The 14,279-nt window shown below is 69.0% G+C and carries 12 protein-coding genes and 1 other RNA gene; all 13 read left to right on the top strand.

Going from position 1 to position 14,279, the window contains the following annotated elements:
• The first annotated feature begins 142 nt into the window (after positions 1 to 142).
• The 13 genes from sppA to P0Y52_10655 all read left to right on the top strand — a co-directional run bounded on the left by sppA (position 143) and on the right by P0Y52_10655 (position 14,278).
• Entirely contained in the window at positions 143 to 1,930 is a 1,788-nt protein-coding gene (sppA, locus tag P0Y52_10715; GenBank protein ID WEK57013.1) for a signal peptide peptidase SppA, read from the top strand.
• Between the two features lie 112 nt (positions 1,931 to 2,042).
• Positions 2,043 to 2,366 (top strand): hypothetical protein, encoded by a 324-nt coding sequence (locus P0Y52_10710; GenBank protein WEK57012.1) that lies wholly within the window; start codon positions 2,043 to 2,045, stop codon positions 2,364 to 2,366.
• A gap of 9 nt (positions 2,367 to 2,375) precedes the next feature.
• Positions 2,376 to 3,137 carry an N-acetylmuramoyl-L-alanine amidase gene (locus tag P0Y52_10705; GenBank protein ID WEK57011.1) on the top strand — a complete coding sequence of 254 codons (762 nt, stop codon included), beginning with the start codon at positions 2,376 to 2,378 and terminating at the stop codon, positions 3,135 to 3,137.
• Between the two features lie 32 nt (positions 3,138 to 3,169).
• Positions 3,170 to 3,548, top strand: an RNA gene (rnpB, locus tag P0Y52_10700) — RNase P RNA component class A.
• A 376-nt stretch (positions 3,549 to 3,924) separates the two neighbouring features.
• Positions 3,925 to 4,401, top strand: coding sequence for a division/cell wall cluster transcriptional repressor MraZ (locus P0Y52_10695; GenBank protein WEK57010.1), 477 nt, complete (start codon positions 3,925 to 3,927; stop codon positions 4,399 to 4,401).
• The gene (rsmH, locus tag P0Y52_10690) at positions 4,398 to 5,375 is read left to right on the top strand and encodes a 16S rRNA (cytosine(1402)-N(4))-methyltransferase RsmH (protein ID WEK57009.1); all 978 of its coding nucleotides are present in this window, start codon (positions 4,398 to 4,400) and stop codon (positions 5,373 to 5,375) included. The genes P0Y52_10695 and rsmH overlap by 4 nt, the downstream gene beginning before the upstream one ends.
• On the top strand, positions 5,372 to 5,803 hold the full coding sequence (locus P0Y52_10685; protein WEK57008.1) for a cell division protein: 432 nt from the start codon (positions 5,372 to 5,374) through the stop codon (positions 5,801 to 5,803). The genes rsmH and P0Y52_10685 overlap by 4 nt, the downstream gene beginning before the upstream one ends.
• Before the next feature lie 20 nt (positions 5,804 to 5,823).
• Entirely contained in the window at positions 5,824 to 7,605 is a 1,782-nt protein-coding gene (locus P0Y52_10680) for a penicillin-binding protein 2 (GenBank protein ID WEK59482.1), read from the top strand.
• On the top strand, positions 7,602 to 9,062 hold the full coding sequence (locus P0Y52_10675) for a UDP-N-acetylmuramoyl-L-alanyl-D-glutamate--2,6-diaminopimelate ligase (GenBank protein ID WEK57007.1): 1,461 nt from the start codon (positions 7,602 to 7,604) through the stop codon (positions 9,060 to 9,062). The genes P0Y52_10680 and P0Y52_10675 overlap by 4 nt, the downstream gene beginning before the upstream one ends.
• Positions 9,055 to 10,497: a UDP-N-acetylmuramoyl-tripeptide--D-alanyl-D-alanine ligase gene (gene murF, locus P0Y52_10670; protein ID WEK57006.1), complete on the top strand. Its 1,443-nt coding sequence runs from the start codon at positions 9,055 to 9,057 to the stop codon at positions 10,495 to 10,497. The genes P0Y52_10675 and murF overlap by 8 nt, the downstream gene beginning before the upstream one ends.
• Before the next feature lie 10 nt (positions 10,498 to 10,507).
• On the top strand, positions 10,508 to 11,617 hold the full coding sequence (mraY, locus tag P0Y52_10665; protein WEK57005.1) for a phospho-N-acetylmuramoyl-pentapeptide-transferase: 1,110 nt from the start codon (positions 10,508 to 10,510) through the stop codon (positions 11,615 to 11,617).
• A 4-nt stretch (positions 11,618 to 11,621) separates the two neighbouring features.
• Positions 11,622 to 13,100: a UDP-N-acetylmuramoyl-L-alanine--D-glutamate ligase gene (murD, locus tag P0Y52_10660; protein WEK57004.1), complete on the top strand. Its 1,479-nt coding sequence runs from the start codon at positions 11,622 to 11,624 to the stop codon at positions 13,098 to 13,100.
• Positions 13,097 to 14,278: a putative peptidoglycan glycosyltransferase FtsW gene (locus tag P0Y52_10655; protein WEK57003.1), complete on the top strand. Its 1,182-nt coding sequence runs from the start codon at positions 13,097 to 13,099 to the stop codon at positions 14,276 to 14,278. The genes murD and P0Y52_10655 overlap by 4 nt, the downstream gene beginning before the upstream one ends.
• The last annotated feature ends 1 nt before the right edge of the window (position 14,279 follow it).

The following is a 14,279-nucleotide window of genomic DNA, read 5'->3' as shown; positions in this document are numbered from 1 at the left end:
GACGTGAAGACGAGGGGAGGGCCTGCCGGCGACGGGGGCCCTTTCTCTTTTTCATTACCGCGCCTTCATTTGACGCCAACCGTCTGCGCCCTATGCTCGCGGCAGGCCGCGCGTGGCCACTGACGGGACGGCCGCCTTTTTCATGAAACAGTTCTTCCTGACCATGCTCGGCGTCTTCGCCGGGCTCGTGGCCTTCTTCATCGTCTTGCCGATCGTGGCGCTTCTGTTCTTCGCCGCCGCCGCCGGCGCGTCCAAGCCGACCACCCCCGCCAACACGGTGCTGGAGCTGGACCTGCGCGAGGGTCTGACCGATCAGGCGCCGACCAATCCCTTCGCCGCCTTCAGCGGTTCGGGCCTGTCGGTGGTCCACATCGTCGACACCCTGGCCCAGGCCGAGAAGGACGCCAGCGTCAAGGTTCTGCTGGTGCGCGCGCCGGAAGGCGGCATGAACCCGGCCGCCGCCGACGAGGTGCGTCAGGCGATCAACCGCTTCCGCGCCTCGGGCAAGACGGTCATCGCGCACAGCCAGGGCTTCATGCCCGTCGGCGCCGTGGTCTCCAGCTATATGGTCGCAGCAAGCGCCGACCAGCTGTGGATGCAGAACACCGCCAGCTTCCAGGCCGTGGGCCTGTCCAGCGACAGCCTGTTCCTGGGCCGCGCCTTCCAGAAATACGGCGTCAAGCCCGAGTTCGAACAGCGCTACGAGTATAAAAACGCCGTCAATGAATACACGCAGAGCGACTACACCGGCCCGCACCGCGAGGCGATGACCGCCTGGATGACCTCCATCTACGACAGCGCCCTGGCCAATGTCGCGCGCGACCGCAAGACCGCGCCCGAGGCCTTGAAGGCGACCATCGAGGCGGGCCCCTATTCGGCCGAACAGGCCCTGTCGCTGAAGCTGGTCGACAAGATCGGCCAGGTCGAGGAAGCTGAAGCCGCCGCCAAGGCCAAGGCGGGCAAGGACGCCAGGATCATGCCGTTCGGCGACTACGCCTCGATGCAAGGCGCGCGCAACGGCTCTGGCAAGTCGGCCATCGCCATCGTCGGCGGCGAGGGCGCGATTACGACGGGACGCGGCCAGAGCGCCTCGCCCTTCGGCTCGGGCTCGGACATCCGTTCGGACGACACGGCGAAGGCTATCTATGACGCCATCGAGGACAAGGCCGTGAAGGCCATCGTCTTCCGCGTCTCCTCGCCGGGCGGTTCGCCGGAGGCCTCGGAGCAGATCCTGGGCGCCGTGCGCGCGGCCAAGGCGGCGGGCAAGCCGGTGGTCGTGTCCATGGGCGCCTATGCGGCCTCGGGCGGCTACTGGATCAGTTCGGAGGCGGACTGGATCGTGGCCCAGCCCTCGACCCTGACCGGCTCCATCGGCGTCTTCGGCGGCAAGTTCGTTCTGGCCGACGCCCTGGGCCGTTTCGGCGTCGACATGCGGGGCCTCAAGGTCGGCGGCGATTACGCCGACGCCTTCTCGCCGGTGCAGGGCTTTGACCAAGGGCAACGCGCCGCCTTCGCCGCCTCGATGGACCGCGTTTACGAAGACTTCGTCGCCCGCGTCTCGACGGGCCGCAAGCTGCCGGTCGAGCGCGTGCGTGAAATCGCCAAGGGCCGGGTCTGGACCGGGGCTCAGGGCAAGGAGTTGGGTCTGGTCGACGAGCTGGGCGGCTTGAACGAAGCCATCATCAAGGCCCGCAAGCTGGCCAATATCCCGACCAGCGAATCGGTGCGCTTCAAGCGCTTCCCGACGCCGCAGTCGCCGTGGGAGGCCCTGGCCTCGGCCTTCGGCGCCTCCGGTCAGGCGGCGGAAGCCATGGTCGCGGTCGGCCAGATCATGGGCGATCCGGCGGCTCAGGCCATGTTGAACCGCGTCGAGGCCGACCGGATGCGCAGCCGCGGCGCGGTGGTCCTCGCCGACCAGCCGGCTTTTTGAAGGCCAACACCCTGACTGAGCCGTGATGTCGCAGTCCATTGACCGTTCAGGTCGATGGACCGACATTGAGGTTCGGGCGTTCCTTCATCGGTGCGCCATGAAAGGCAGTTCCATGATTCAGTCCGACCCCTTCGCCCAGATCGGCTTCAACGCCCGGCGCCGCACCGGCGGTGGTCTGCTGGCGCCCTTCGTCTGGCTCGGCGGCCTGATCGCCACGGCTCTGGCTCTGACGGTAGGGGCGGTGCTGGCCGTGCTGACCGCCGCCGCTGTGGCCGTGATCGCCCTGATCGCCGGGGTGGTCGTCTTCTTCGCCGGCTTCGCCTTTCGCGCCCGTCGCGCCCGCAGCGCTCGCGCCCGCCAGGACGAAGGCGTGATCGACGCCCAGAAGGTCGGCGACACCTGGGTCGCCTACGGCTGGGAACGCGAAGGGCGCTGATCGAGCGCCATGCTGAGCTTCATCGACGCCCCGTCACCCAACTTCAACGCCCGGCGCGGCCCGCCGGACATGCTGGTGTTGCACTACACCGGCATGAAGTCGGCGGATGAGGCGGTCGCCCGTCTGCGCGATCCCGCCGCCGAGGTCTCGGCCCACTATGTCGTGAATGAAAACGGCGTGATCCTGCGTCTGGTGCCGGAAGAGCGCCGCGCCTGGCACGCCGGTCGCGGCGCCTGGCAGGGCGAGACAGACATCAACGCCGCCTCCATCGGCATAGAGATCGTCAATCCGGGCCACGAGTTCGGCTATCGCGCCTTTCCCGAAGCCCAGATCGAGGCCGTCATCGCCCTGATCGCCGACATCCGCGCGCGCTGGACGATTTCCGACGCCCGCATCATCGGCCATTCCGACACCGCCCCCGACCGCAAGCAGGATCCGGGCGAGCTTTTCCCGTGGAAGCGCCTGGCCGAGGCCGGGCATGGCCTGTGGTTCGATCCCGCCCCCGAGCGCGTCGCCGCCCTCGGCGCCGACCTGTCGCCGGGCGACGAGGGGCTGGGCGTCATCGTCCTGCGCTCGGGCCTGCACCGGCTGGGCTATGGGTTGAAGCCGGGCGGCGACTACGACGACGAAACCCGCCTGACCGTCGAGGCCTTCCAGCGTCACTGGCGGCCCGACCGCATCGACGGCGTCGCCGACGGCGAGACCCGCGCCCGCCTGGTCGGCCTGCTCCAGTTGGCCTCAGTCGAGAGCGTCACCGGCGTTCTGGATTGACGCGCGCGTCGTTCGCGCGCACTTAGCCCCCGCCAGACGGCCGGGCGGTCGCGGCGAGAGCTTGCTCTTGTCGAGGAAAGTCCGGGCTCCACGGTGAAGAGGCGGCGGGTAACTCCCGCCCGGGGTGACCCGAGGGATAGCGCCACAGAAAGCAAACCGCCTGGGCTTCGGCCCGGGGAAGGGTGAAAGGGTGGGGTAAGAGCCCACCGCGTCGGCGGCAACGTCGGCGGCATGGCAAGCCCCGCCTGGAGCAAGACCGAATAGGGACGTCGCGCGGTTTCGGCCGCAGGGTTCACCGCCCGAGGCGTCCGGGTAGGTCGCGAGAACCGCTCAGCAATGGGCGGTCCAGAGGAATGATCGTCGCCGCCTTTCGGGGCGGAACAGAACCCGGCTTACAGGCCGTCTGGCGTTTTTTTGAGGGCCTACCGCGTTTTGCGCTGCTTGAGGCCGTTTTCAGCATCTTTCTGACGCCGTCATCCTCGGGCTTGACCCGAGGATCGAGCCGTCCGTCTGCGCGACGCGCGCCCATTAACCCCTGCGTTGAAAACATGGCGGAAAAAGCCGTCCACAGGCTGTGAATACTCTTGTTGTTGCTTGTATGTTCTCATTCTTGACTGCTTAAGCCGTTCGCCGAACTGCAAATTTGGTTAAAGGGTGTCAACTAATCCCATTGAGGCCCATCTGATCCCATGCTATCCCACAGCCTCATGAGTAGGGGCGGTCGCCCGGCGCGTGGTGTCATCAACGGACTTTCAGGGGCGGGCCGCAGGGCTCGATTGGGCAAAGCGTGTTTCTCTCGACCTACGAGAAGCAGCTGGACGGCAAGCGCCGTCTCTTGATCCCCCAGGAATTCCGCACGGCTGAAAACGGCGCTGAGCATGGCGTCTTCTGCTTCCCCTCCATCGAAGCCGACTGCCTGGAAGCGGGCGGCGACAAGCTGTTCGCCGAATACCGCGCCGTCATCGAAAGCCTGCCCTTCGGCGACCCTTACCGCTCGGCGCTGGAAGCTTCGATCTTCGGCGAGCAAAAGCCGCTGGCCTACGACTCGGGCGGCCGCATCACTCTGCCGGAGCACCTGTGCGCCGAGGTCGACCTGTCCGACACGGTCGTCATCTACGGCGTCGGCGAGCGCTTCCAGATCTGGAACAAGGACAAGTGGGCCGCGCACCGCGCCGAGCAGCGCCGCATGGCGCGCGAGGGCCTGAAGCAGTTCGGTGAAATGCGCCGTCAGGCGGCGGTCGCCAAGACCGGGGGCGCGGCATGACCTCTCCGCACGCCCCCGTCCTTCTGGCAGAAGTCCTCGAAGCCCTGAACCCGCAGCCGGGCGACGTCGTCATCGACGCCACCTTCGGCGCCGGCGGCTATACTCGCGCCATTCTGGATCGCGGCGCCCAGGTCATCGGTCTGGACCGCGACCCGACCGTCCAGCCGCACGCCGACGCGGTGGCCACCGCCTATCCGGGCCAGTTCCAGCTGATCCGCACCCCCTTCTCGGATCTGTCCGAGGCCTTCGCCGAGAGCGGCAAGGCCCAGCTGGACGGCGCTGTCTTCGACATCGGCGTCTCGTCGATGCAGCTGGATCAGGCCGAGCGCGGCTTCTCCTTCATGCGCGACGGGCCGCTGGACATGCGTATGGGCGATGCGGGGCCGACCGCCGCCGACATCGTCAACACCTGGGATCACGGGCCGATGGCCCATATCTTCAAGCAGTATGGCGACGAGCGTCAGTCGGGCCGCGTCGCCACCGCCATCCTGCGCCGTCGCGTCGAACAGCCCTTTAGCCGCACCCTGGACCTGGCCGAGGTGGTCGAAAAGGCGCTGGGCGGTCGTCGGGGCGCGCCGATCCATCCCGCGACCCGCGTCTTCCAGGCCCTGCGCATCGCCGTCAACGACGAGCTGGGCGAGCTGGAGCGCGGTCTGGAAGCCGCCGAGGCGACGCTGGCCCCCGGCGGGCGTCTGGTCGTCGTCACCTTCCACTCGCTGGAAGACCGCATCGTCAAGGCCTTCATGACCGAGCGCACCGGCAATGCGCCGGGCGGTTCGCGCCATGCCCCCGTCGCGGTGGAACTGCGCAAGCCCAGCTTCGATCTGATGTTCAAGGGCGCGCGCGAGGCGGGCGAGGCCGAGCTGGCCGCCAACCCCCGCGCCCGTTCGGCCAAGCTGCGCGCCGCCGTCCGCACCGAGGCTCCGGCCTGGGGTGCGATCGAGGGCCGCGCCGGCAAGGGCAAGCGCGCATGATCGCCGTGCCCGCTCCGGTCAAGCGCCTGTTCGACTGGAAGGTCCGCGGCGTGCGCTGCGTCGAGATCATCGGCGTGGTCTGCGTCGGCGCCCTGATCTTCTCGGTCTATATCGCCAAGGCCGCCGCCGCCCGCGAGAGCGCCGAGATCACCCGCATCGAAGGCGACATTCTGGAAAACCGCCAGCGGGTCCGCCTGCTGCGCGCCGAGGCGACCCGTCTTGAGCAGCCCGCCCGGCTGGAGGCTCTGTCGCGTGAAATCGGCCTGGGCCCGGTCGATGTCCGGCGTCAGGCGGTCGAGGCCGGTCTGACCGCCATCGCGCCGCCCGCCGCCCCTGCCGGCGCGCCCGCGCCCGCGCCTGCGCCTGTGGCCCCCGCGCCCGTCGCCCCGTCTGTCGCGGAACCCCTTGCCGGGGAGAGCCTGCATTGAGCGTGCATGATCACCACGGCATGGACTATCGCCGTCCCGCGCCGGGCCGTCCGCAGCCGCGTCCGCAAGGTCCGTCGGTCGGTGGTCTGTTCGCCGCCTGGGGCCGCTGGGTCGCCTCCTGCGTCTGGTGGATGGAGCACTCGTTCGAGCGCGCCCGCGCCGATGGCCGTCCGGAAGAAGACACCCGGGTTCGCATCTTCCTGATCATGGCGGTGTTTTCCGCCGTCTTCGCCTGTCTGGCCCTGGGCGCGGCCCATGCCGCCCTGTTCGCGCCGCGCGGCGGGGCGGGCTCGGGCTTCAATGCGAACGCCCTGACGCGGGCCGATCTGGTCGATCGCAACGGTCAGTTGCTGGCCACCAACATCACCCACTACGGCCTCTACATCGACCCGCGCGAGATCTGGGATCCGGCGACCGCCAGGGTTCAGCTGCGTCGCGCCTTGCCGCGCATCTCGGCCAAGCGTCTGGACCGGGTGCTGCGCGGCGAGCGCCGTCTGCTGGTCCTGAACGGCCTGACCCCGTCCGAGCGTCGCGCGGTCCACGCCCTGGCCCTCGGCGGCATTTCCTTCGAGCCCGAAGATCGCCGTGTCTATCCTCTGGGCAGTTCGGCGGTCCATCTGATCGGCCGCGCTGATACGGGCGGCGAGGGCGTGTCCGGCGCCGAGCTGGCCTTCGACAAGGAAATTCGCGCGGCGGGCGCAGCCGGCGAGGACTTCCAGCTGTCGATCGACCTGCGGGTCCAGGGCGTGGTCGAGAACGAACTGGCCGCCGCCGCCGAGGCCGCCGGAGCCAAGGGCGCGGTCGCCGTCGTGACCGATGTCCAGACCGGCGAGGTTCTGGCCATGGCCAGCTGGCCGACCTACGACGGCAACCGCCGCAACGCCGCCGCCGAAGACGCCCTGCTGAACCGCGTCACCTCGGCCCACTATGAAATGGGCTCGGTGTTCAAGAGCTTCACCGTCGCCGCCGGCATCGACACCGGCCGCGCCGACATGAACACCCTGTTCGACGCCTCACAGGCCCTGCAGATCGGCAAGCGCCGCATCAAGGACTTCCACGCCACCAACAAGGTGCTGACGCTGGAAGAAGTCTATCTGCACTCGTCCAATATCGGCACCTCGCGTCTGGCCGTCGAAATGGGCGGCGATGTGATGCGCGACTACTTCCAGCGGCTGGGCCTGCTGGACGCCGCCCCGATCGAGCTGAAGGAATCGGCCCGCCCGTCGCACATCCGCAAGTGGGATGACTCGACCCTGGCCTCGCTGTCCTTTGGCTACGGCGTCATGGTGACGCCGATCCAGTATGTCGCCGCCTATGCCTCCCTGGCCAATGGCGGGCGCTATGTGCCCCTGAGCCTACGCAAGGGCGGTCTGCCCCACGCCCGCACCCGTCAGGTCGTCTCGCCCGAGACCTCGGCCACCATGCTGGACCTGATGCGTCGCAACGTGACGCGCGGCTCAGGCGGTTTCGCCAACGCTCCCGGCCTGCGGGTCGGCGGCAAGACCGGCTCGGCCAACAAGCTGGTCAACGGCCGTTATGATCCGACCCACGCCGTCGGCTCCTTCGCCGCCGTCTTCCCCTCGGACGGCCCGGTGACGGCCAAGCGCTATACCATCTTCGTCCTGGTGGACGAGCCGTCCTCCTATCCGCGCACCGGCGGCTATGTCGCCGCGCCCGCCGTCGGCAAGATCGCCGACCGCATCGCGCCCTTCCTGGGCGTCGAGCGCAAGGCCGATCGCTGGTCCACCGCCCTGGGCGAGAAGATCCCCGAGTTCCAGGACGTCGAGGGCGACGGCCGATGAGCGCCCTTCGTCTGTCAGAACTGCTGCGTCGCGACGTCTCCTCGGACCCCGAGATCACCTCGGTCACATCCGACAGCCGCAAGGTCGCGCCCGGCGCCCTGTTCGTGGCCCTGCCGGGTTCGGCGGCGGACGGTCGCGCCTTCATCCCGCAGGCTCTGGCGCGCGGCGCCGCCGCCATCCTGGCCCCGTCCGACACCCCCGCCGGGGCTGCGCCGCTTCTGGTGACTTCGGGCGACGTGCACCGCGCCTATGCCCTGGCCGCGCGCAGCTTCTACGGCGCCCAGCCCAGGACCTGCGTGGCTGTCACCGGCACCAACGGCAAGACCTCGGTCGCCAACTTCTGCCGCCAGATCTGGGCCGGTCTCGGCCTCAAGTCGGCCAGCATGGGCACGCTGGGCGTGGTCGGTCAGAAGGGCGACAAGACCTACGCCCTGACCGGCCCCGGCCTGACCAGCCCCGACGCCGCCGACGCCGCCCGCCTGCTGGCCGAGCTGGCCGCCAAGGAGGTGACGCACCTGGCGCTCGAGGCCTCGTCGCACGGCATCGAGCAGCGTCGTCTGGACGGGGTGGCCATCCGCGCGGCCGGCTTCACCAACCTGACCCAGGACCACCTCGATTATCACGGGGACATGGAGAGCTATCGCGCCGCCAAGCTGCGCCTGTTCGAGGCCCTGCTGCCGCGCGGCCGCACCGCCGTCCTGAACGCCGATTCCGACGCCTATTCCGCCTTCGCCTCGGCCTCGATCATGGCCGGTCTGGGCGTCATGGGCGTGGGCGAGCGCGGGCGCGATCTGTCGCTGATCGCGCGCCGGGCGACGCCGGAAGGCCAGCGCCTGACCATCGACGCGCGCGGCCGCATCCACGACGTCCTGCTGCCTCTGGCCGGCGGCTTCCAGGCCTCGAACGCCCTGGTCGCGGCGGGCCTGTGCATCGCGGGCGGTGAAGACCCGGACCGGGTCATCCCGGCGATGGAGTTCATTCGCGGGGCGCAAGGCCGTCTGCAACGCATCCCCGGCGAAGGCTCGCGCGGCGGCGAGGTCTATGTCGACTACGCCCACACGCCCGACGGTCTGGAGACGGTGCTGAACGCCCTGCGTCCCCACGCGACGGGCAAGCTGATCGTCGTCTTCGGCGCCGGCGGCGACCGGGACCGCGCCAAGCGGCCGATGATGGGCGAGATCGCCGGTCGTCTGGCCGACGTGGCCATCGTCACCGACGACAATCCGCGCTCGGAAGACCCCGCCGCCATCCGCGCCCAGGTCCGCGCCGGCTGCCCCGACGCGCTCGAGATCGGCGACCGCCGCGAGGCCATCCGCCACGCCGTATCGCTGATGCGCGAAGGAGATGTGGTCGTGATCGCCGGAAAAGGGCATGAACAGGGACAGATCGTCGCGGGGGTCATTCATCCCTTCGACGACGCCACCGAAGCGACTGAAGCCCTGCGCGATCATGCCTGACACCCAAACGCCGCTCTGGACCGCCGAAGCCATCGCCTCGGCGACCGGAGGCCAGCTTCACGGACCCGACGCTCGCGTGTCCGGGATGACCTACAACAGCCGCGAGATCGCGCCCGGCGACCTCTTCCTGGCCCTGCACGGCACGCGGGACGGGCATGAGTTCGCCGCCGCCGCCTTCGCCGCCGGGGCCACCGTGGCCCTCGTCGACCGACCCGTCGAGGGCGGACCCTATGTTCTGGTCCCCGACACCCTGAAGGGGCTGGAGGCGCTGGGCGTCGCCGCCCGCGACCGCGCCCGTCTGCGCGGCGCCGTCACCGGCAGCGTCGGCAAGACCAGCGTGACCCAGGCCATCAAGGCGGGTCTGGACCTGGCCGGTTCCGCCCACGCCTCGATCAAGAGCTACAACAACCACATCGGCGTGCCGCTGACGCTGGCGCGGATGCCGCAGGGCACCGACCGCGCCGTGTTCGAGATCGGCATGAACGCGCCGGGCGAGATCGGGCCGCTGTCCAAATTCGTCCGCCCGCACGCCGCCTGCGTCACTACGGTCGGCCCGGTCCACATCGAAGCCTTCGCCGACGGCGAGGCCGGCGTGGCCCGTGAAAAGGCCACCATCTTCGAGGGCCTCGTCCCCGGCGGCGTGGCCGTGATCAACGCCGACAACGCCTATGCCGATCTGGTGCGTCAGGCCGCAGTGGATGTCGGCGCGGTCGTTCAGACCTTCGGCTCTGGCGCGGGTTGCGACGCGCGCCTGCTGGGCTTCAAGCCTGACGCCGAGGGCGCGCGCGTCACCGCCGAGATCGACGGGCACCGGATCGACTACCGCCTGGCACAGTCCGGCGTGCACTGGGGGCTGAACAGCCTCTGCGTCATCCTGATGCTGCGGGCGCTCGACGTGTCGCTGGACATTGCGCTTCAGGCTCTGGCGGGGTTCCAGCCTCTGGCGGGGCGCGGCCAGTTGAAGACGGTCGTCCTCCCCGGCGGCGCCTTCACCCTGATCGACGAGAGCTACAACGCCAATCCGCTGTCAATGAAGGCGGGCTTCCTCAGCCTGGGGGCGAAGCCTGTGGCTGAGGGCGGACGTCGCATCGTGGTCCTGACCGACATGCTGGAACTGGGCGAGCACTCGCGCGCCCTGCACGAAGGCCTGATCCAGCCCATCGCCGCCGCCGGTCTGGACCTGGTCCACGCTGCGGGCATGGAGATGCGCCGTCTGCACGACGCCCTGCCGCCCTCGCGGCGCGGCCTGTGGCGCGCCACTGCCGCCGAGCTGGCCGCCGAGGCGAACAAGCTGGTCGGGCCGGGCGACATCGTCATGGTCAAGGGCTCGAACGGGTCAAAGGCTTCGCTCATTGCGGCAGCGCTTGCAAATCTCGGCGTCGCCGATCAAGGCAACAACCCCTCAGACAGCGGCGCGCCGCGCGCGACGCGATAGGGTCTAAAGAATGTTCTACCTGCTCTATCTCTACTATGCGGACATCGCGCAGGAATATCCGCTGCTGCACCTGATCCAGTATCAGACGGTGCGCGTCGCCCTGGCCATGGCCACGGCCATGATTGTCGCCGTCGCCATGGGCAGCCGCTTCATCAACTGGATTCGCGCCAAGCAGGGCCGGGGTCAGCCGATCCGCGAGGACGGCCCGGTGTCGCACCTGTCCAAGGTCGGCACCCCGACCATGGGCGGGCTGATGATCCTGGCGGGCATCGGCGTGGCGGTCTTCCTCTGGGGCGACCTGACCAACCCCTATATCTGGATCGTTTCCGGCGTGACGGCGGCCTTTGGCGTCCTGGGCTTCATCGACGATTACGCCAAGGTGACCAAGCAGACCTCGGCGGGCCTGACCTCGAAACAGAAGCTGGCGGCCCAGGCGGTCGTGGCCGTGATCGCGGGCATCCTGACCGTGGTCTGGATGACCTATTCCCCGACCTCGCCGGGTCTGGAAACCTCGATCGCCTTCCCCTTCCTGAAGGCCATCCTGCTCAACATCGGCTGGTTCTATGTGGCCTTCGCCGCCTTCACCATCATCGGCTTCTCCAACGCCGTGAACCTGACCGACGGTCTGGACGGTCTGGCCATCGTGCCGGTGATGATGGCGGCCGGCGCCTTCGGCATCATCTCCTATCTGGTCGGCAACTTCCTGTTCGCCGACTATCTGCAGGTCCACCACGTGCCCGGCGCGGGCGAGCTGGCCATCTTCTGCGCCGCCATGATCGGCGGCGGCATGGGCTTCCTCTGGTACAACGCCCCGCCCGCCAAGATCTTCATGGGCGACACCGGTTCGCTGGCCCTGGGCGGCGCGCTCGGCTCCATCGCCGTGGCCACGAAGCACGAGCTGGTGCTGGGCATCGTCGGCGGCCTGTTCGTGGTCGAGGCCGCCTCGGTCATGATCCAGGTCGGCTACTTCAAGCTGACTGGCAAGCGCATCTTCCTGATGGCGCCCATCCACCACCATTTCGAGAAGATGGGCTGGCCGGAATCGACCGTGGTCATCCGTTTCTGGATCGTCGCCGCCATGCTGGCGCTGCTCGGTCTGGCCACGCTGAAGCTGCGCTGATCCCATGATCCCGGTTCCCGGTTTCGAAGGCAGACGGGTCGCGGTCTTCGGCCTGGGCCGGTCCGGGATCACGGCGGCGCGCGCGCTTCAGGCCGGCGGCGCCGTCCCCGTCCTGTGGGACGACGGCGTCTCGGGCCGGATGCAGGCCGAGGCGGAAGGGTTCCTCGTCGAGGACCTGACCCGCGCCGACTGGTCGGGCTTCGCCGCTCTGGTCCTGTCGCCCGGCGCGCCCTTGACCCATCCCAAACCGCACTGGACCGTCGAGCGCGCCCATCAGGCAGGTGTCCCGGTCATCGGCGACGTTGAACTGTTCGCCCGCGCTTTGGACGCCCTGCCGCAAGGCCAGCGCCCCCGCGTCGTCGCCATCACCGGCACCAACGGCAAGTCCACCACCACGGCCCTGATCGGCTGGGTGCTGAAGTCGGCGGGCCTGACCGTCCACATCGGCGGCAACATCGGCATCGGCGTCCTGGCCCTGCCGGCGCCGACGCCCGACGCCGTCTATGTCATCGAGGTCTCGTCCTATCAGCTGGACCTGACCACCCGCTTCGCCCCCGACGTGGCCATCCTGACCAACATCAGCCCCGACCACCTGGACCGCCACGGCGGCATGGAAGGCTATGTCGCCGCCAAGCGCCGCATCTTCCAGGCGCAGGGGCCAGAGGCGCTGGCCCTGGTCGGCGTGGACGAAGCCTGGGGGCAGGGGATCGCCACGGACCTGCGGGCGCGCGGGCGACGCATCTGTACGGTTTCTACTTCCGCTCATCCCCGCGGAGGCGGGGACCCAGTGAGAGCCGTGTCCACAACGCTGGCCGAATCTCAGCAGCCAAAGAACTGGGTCCCCGCCTCCGCGGGGATGAGCGGGATTGAGGCTGCGCCCGGCGTACTGACGGCGGACGGCGATGTGCTGGCCGACCTCTCCGCCGCCCGCTCACTCCCCGGCCGTCACAACGCCCAGAACGCCGCCTTCGCCTACGCCGCCGCCCGCGCCCTGGGCGTGCCGCACGAGGCGGCGGTCGAAGGCCTGCTGACCTTCCCCGGTCTGGCGCACCGCATGGAGGCCGTAGGTCGTCTGGGTTCCATCCGCTTCATCAACGACTCCAAGGGCACCAACGCCGACGCCGCGCGTCAGGCCCTGGCCTCCTACCCCTCCGTCTTCTGGATCGCGGGCGGCAAGGCCAAGGAGGGCGGCATCGACGCCTTGCGCGACCTCTTCCCCCACGTCGCCAAGGCCTATCTGATCGGCGAGGCCGCCGACGCCTTCTCCGTCACCCTGGCCGACACCCCGCACGTGGTCGCCCAGACTATGGAACGCGCCGTGGAGCTGGCCGCCGCCGACGCCGCGAAAGCCGGCGGCGAGCAGGTCGTCCTGCTGTCCCCCGCATGCGCCAGCTTCGACCAGTTCCCCGATTTCGAGGTGCGGGGCGAAGCCTTCCGCGCCGCCGTGCTGGCGCTGGGCGCCAAGCCTGAGCCCGCCGCATGAGCCAGAGCTACAGCCACCCCTTTTCGCGCAATGATCAGAGCCTGATCGCGCGCTGGTTCTGGACCGTGGATCGCGGCCTGCTGGGCGCGGCCCTGACGCTGGTGGCGCTGGGCGTCTCGCTCAGCTTCGCCTCCAGCCCCGCCGCCATTCTGGCCGACGAGTCGATCACCGATCCCTTCCACTATTCCTGGCGGATGATCGTCTGGGCCTCGATGGGCACAGGCCTGATGCTGACCACCTCCCTGCTGTCGCCGCGCGGCGTGCGGCGGATCGCGGTCCTGGCCCTGTTCGGGGCCATTGTGGTCATGGCGGCCCTGCCGTTTATCGGCGACACGGTGAAGGGCGCCGCGCGCTGGGTGAACCTCGGCCCGTTCAGTCTGCAGCCGTCCGAGTTCGCCAAGCCCGGCCTGATCGTCTTCGCCGCCTGGATGTTCGCGGAGGCCCAGAAGGGGCAGGGGGTGCCCGGCGTCAGCATCGCCTTCGGCCTCTGGGCCCTGACGGTCGGCCTGCTGCTGATCCAGCCCGACATCGGCCAGACCCTGCTGATCACCACCACCTTCATGGCTGTCTTCTTCATGGCCGGCGTGCCGCTGAAGTGGGTGGCCGTCATCGCCGCCATGGGGGCGGGCGGGGTGGTGTCGCTGTATTTCACCTTCAGCCACATGCGCGACCGCCTCAGCCGCTTCCTGTCGCCCGAGACGACCGACACCCACCAGATCGACAAGGCGTCCGAGGCCATCCGCGCCGGCGGCCTGGTCGGGCGCGGCATCGGCGAAGGCGTGATGAAGCGCTCGGTTCCCGACCTGCACACCGACTTCATCTATTCGGTCGGCGCCGAGGAGTTCGGCCTGGTCCTCAGCCTGATCCTGATCGGCCTCTACGCCTTCATCGTCATTCGCGGGATGAAGAAGGCGATGAAGCTGAACGACCCGTTCGAGCAGACGGCGGCGGCGGGCCTCTTCATGCTGATCGGGCTGCAGGCCTGCATCAATGTGGCGGTGAACCTGAACCTGATCCCGACCAAGGGCATGACGCTGCCCTTCATCAGCTATGGCGGCTCGTCGATGATGGCCATGGGCCTGACCATGGGGTTTGCGCTGGCCCTGACGCGCCGCCGTCCGGGCGCCTATGAGCCGGGCTCCAACATCTCCCCGCCGCGTCGTCGCCTGCTGCCGTAAG

The organism is Candidatus Brevundimonas phytovorans (assembly GCA_029203145.1).
GTDB classification, from domain to species: domain Bacteria; phylum Pseudomonadota; class Alphaproteobacteria; order Caulobacterales; family Caulobacteraceae; genus Brevundimonas; species Brevundimonas phytovorans.
Note: the sequence above shows the minus strand (reverse complement) of the source record. Positions and strands in the feature narration are given on the sequence as shown.